At 72.7% G+C, this 3,263-nt stretch carries 2 protein-coding genes; both read left to right on the forward strand.

The genetic code is table 11. From position 1 onward, the window contains the following. Positions 1-302: 302 nt before the first annotated feature. Positions 303-1,730 carry a bifunctional glycosyltransferase family 2/GtrA family protein gene (locus DVH02_RS30640; RefSeq protein WP_114627110.1) on the forward strand — a complete coding sequence of 476 codons (1,428 nt, stop codon included), beginning with the start codon at positions 303-305 and terminating at the stop codon, positions 1,728-1,730. After that, positions 1,727-3,263 (forward strand): ArnT family glycosyltransferase (locus DVH02_RS30645; protein ID WP_114627111.1); only part of this gene is annotated, 1,537 nt, incomplete at its 3' end. The genes DVH02_RS30640 and DVH02_RS30645, both read left to right, overlap by 4 nt.

The following is a 3,263-nucleotide window of genomic DNA, read 5'->3' on the forward strand; positions in this document are numbered from 1 at the left end:
CCGGGTGGCCCCGTTGACCCCGGTGGTGCCTCCCGTGCCCGCCCGCCCGCCGGTCGCCCCGCCTCCCCCGCCTCCCACGTCTCCCTCACCTCCCCCGTCTCCTCGGCCCTACCAGCGCCCCCTGTCCCAGCCGCTGCTCCCGGCCCAGCCGCACCCGCAGCCGCACCCGCAGCCACACCCGAAGCCGCAGCCGCACCCGCACCCGTAGACCCGGCCCCACCTGCCCGTATCCGGGCGCGACTCACAGACAGCGCACAGGCTCACCACACGGCCATGACAGCGCGGCTCGCGAATCTCGAATCATGCGAACCGACACTCCATGGGGCACCCTCCCGGCCCGGGAGCATCTCCCGGTCGAGGTGACCGATGCCCCCGTGCTTGACGTGACGATCCCCGTCTACAACGAGGAGCAGGACCTCGAACCATGTGTGCGGCGCCTGCACGACCACCTCGCCCGCACCTTCCCCTACAGCTTCCGCATCACGATCGCCGACAACGCGAGCACCGACCGCACCGCCGACGTGGCGGCCTGGCTCGACTCGTCGATCCCCGAGGTACGGTCGTACCGCCTGGAGGAGAAGGGTCGCGGCAGGGCGCTCCGTACGGTCTGGTCGCATTCCGATTCCCCCGTCCTCGCCTACATGGACGTGGACCTGTCCACCGACCTCAACGCGCTGCTGCCGCTGGTCGCCCCGCTGATCTCCGGCCACTCCGACCTGGCGATCGGCTCGCGGCTGGCCCGCTCGTCGCGGGTGGTGCGCGGCCCGAAGCGCGAGTTCATCTCGCGGGCCTACAACCTCATCCTCAAGTCCTCGCTGTCGGCCCGCTTCAGCGACGCCCAGTGCGGCTTCAAGGCCATACGGGGTGATGTGGCGCAGCGGCTGCTGCCCATGGTCGAGGACACCGGCTGGTTCTTCGACACGGAGATGCTCGTACTCGCCGAACGCGCCGGACTGCGGATCCACGAAGTGCCGGTGGACTGGGTCGACGACCCCAACAGCACGGTGCACATCGTGAAGACGGCGACGGAGGACCTCAAGGGCGTCTGGCGGGTGGGGCGGGCACTGGCGGTGGGCGCCCTGCCGCTGGACCGGCTGTCCAGGCCCTTCGGGGAGGACCCGAGGGACCGGCGGATCAATGGGGTGCCGGGCGGGCTCGCCCGGCAGCTGGTCGGCTTCTGCGTCGTGGGCGCCCTGTCCACGCTCTTCTACCTGCTGCTCTACTCCCTCTTCCGTACCGTGGCGGGCCCGCAACTCGCCAACGCCGGAGCGCTGCTCGTCTCCGCGATCGCCAACACGGCCGCCAACCGGAGACTGACCTTCGGCGTACAGGGCCGGGCGGGCGCCGTGCGCCACCAGGCCCAGGGCCTGGCCGTCTTCGCCGTCGGACTGGCGCTGACCAGCGGCTCCCTCGCGGCGCTCGACGCGGCGACGAGCACGCCCTCGCACTCCACCGAGCTGGCCGTGCTGATCGCCGCCAACCTCGCCTCCACCGTGCTGCGCTTCCTGCTGCTGCGCGCCTGGGTCTTCCCGGACCGGCGTACGGACGGCCCCGGACCGGACAGCCCGGCCCCGGACGGCCCGGCCCCGGACGGCCCCGCATCGAACGGCCTCGCATCGGACGCGACGGTTCCGGGCGCCACCGGTTCGGGCGCGGCGGGCCACGGCGCCCCCGCGACGGCCACCGCCACCGACGACACCGCTGTCCTCTACTCAAGGAACACCCGATGACCATGACCCTTCAGCCCGACGGGGCCGCGCCGGCGGCGGACAGCCACGCCCGTCGCCCCGTCGGCCGCGCCGCGCGCTTCTGGCGGGGCAGGCCCGAGGACGAGCGCTGGGTACGCCCGGCCCTCCTCGGCCTCCTGGTGGCCACCGCGCTGCTCCAGCTCTGGAACCTGAGCGCCTCCGGTTACGCCAACTCCTTCTACTCCGCCGCCGTCCAGGCGGGCAGCGAGAGCTGGAAGGCGTTCTTCTTCGGCTCGTCCGACGCGGCGAACTCCATCACCGTCGACAAGCCCCCGGCCGCGCTCTGGCCGATGGCCCTGTCCGTACGGCTCTTCGGCCTCGGTTCCTGGCAGATCCTGGTGCCCGAGGTGCTGATGGGGCTCGGGACGGTGGCGGTGCTGTACGCGGCCGTACGCCGCCGCTTCAGCGCCGTCGCCGGGCTGACCGCCGGGCTGGTGCTCGCGCTCACGCCGGTCGCCGCGCTGATGTTCCGCTTCAACAACCCGGACGCGCTGCTCGCGCTGCTGATGACGGTCACCGTCTACTGCGTGCTCCGCGCGCTGGAGGCGGGCCGTACCAAGTGGCTGGTGTGCGCGGGCGTCGCGGTCGGCTTCGCGTTCCTGACGAAGACCCTCCAGGCGTTCCTGATCCTGCCGCCGCTGGCGCTGGTGTACGCGGTGTGCGCGCCGACGTCGCTGCGGCGCAGGCTGGGTCAACTCGCCCTGTCCGCCCTGGCGATGGTGGTCGCGGGCGGTTGGTGGGTCGCGATCGTCGAGCTGTGGCCCGCGTCCTCGCGGCCGTACATCGGCGGTTCGCAGAACAACTCCTTCCTGGAACTGACCTTCGGCTACAACGGCCTCGGCCGCATCAACGGCGACGAGACCGGCAGCGTCGGCGGTGGCGGCGGGGGAGGCGGCGGCGGTGGCGGCACCGGGCAGTGGGGCGAGACCGGCATCGGCCGGATGTTCAACTCGGAGATCGGCGGCCAGATCTCCTGGCTGCTGCCCGCCGCGCTGATCCTGCTCGTCGCCGGGCTCGTCATCACCCGGAAGGCCGCCCGTACGGACACGGCGCGCTCGGCGTTCCTCGTGTGGGGCAGCGCGCTGCTGATGACGATGGGCGTCTTCAGCTTCATGGCCGGGATCTTCCACCAGTACTACACGGTGGCGCTGGCGCCGTACATCGCCGCCGTCATCGGCATGGGCGTCGCGGTGCTGTGGGAGGAGCGCGCGCATCCGCTGGCCTCCGCCGCGCTGGCGGTGACGGCCGCGGGGACGGCGGTCTGGGCGTACGTCCTGCTCGGCCGCACCCCGGACTATCTGCCCTGGCTGCGCTGGGCGGTGCTGATCGGCGGCCTGATCGCCGCCGTGGGGCTGCTGCTGGCGGGGCGCCTCGGGCGCGGGCTCGCGCTCGCCGCCGCAGGACTGGGGGTCGCGGCCTCGCTGGCGGGACCGTTCGCGTACACCCTCTCCACCGTCAACAGCGCGCACACGGGCTCGATCGTGACGGCCGGACCCGCCTCCATGGGAGGTCCGG

It is taken from the genome of Streptomyces corynorhini (assembly GCF_003346515.1).
Classification (GTDB): Bacteria; Actinomycetota; Actinomycetes; order Streptomycetales; family Streptomycetaceae; genus Streptomyces; species Streptomyces corynorhini.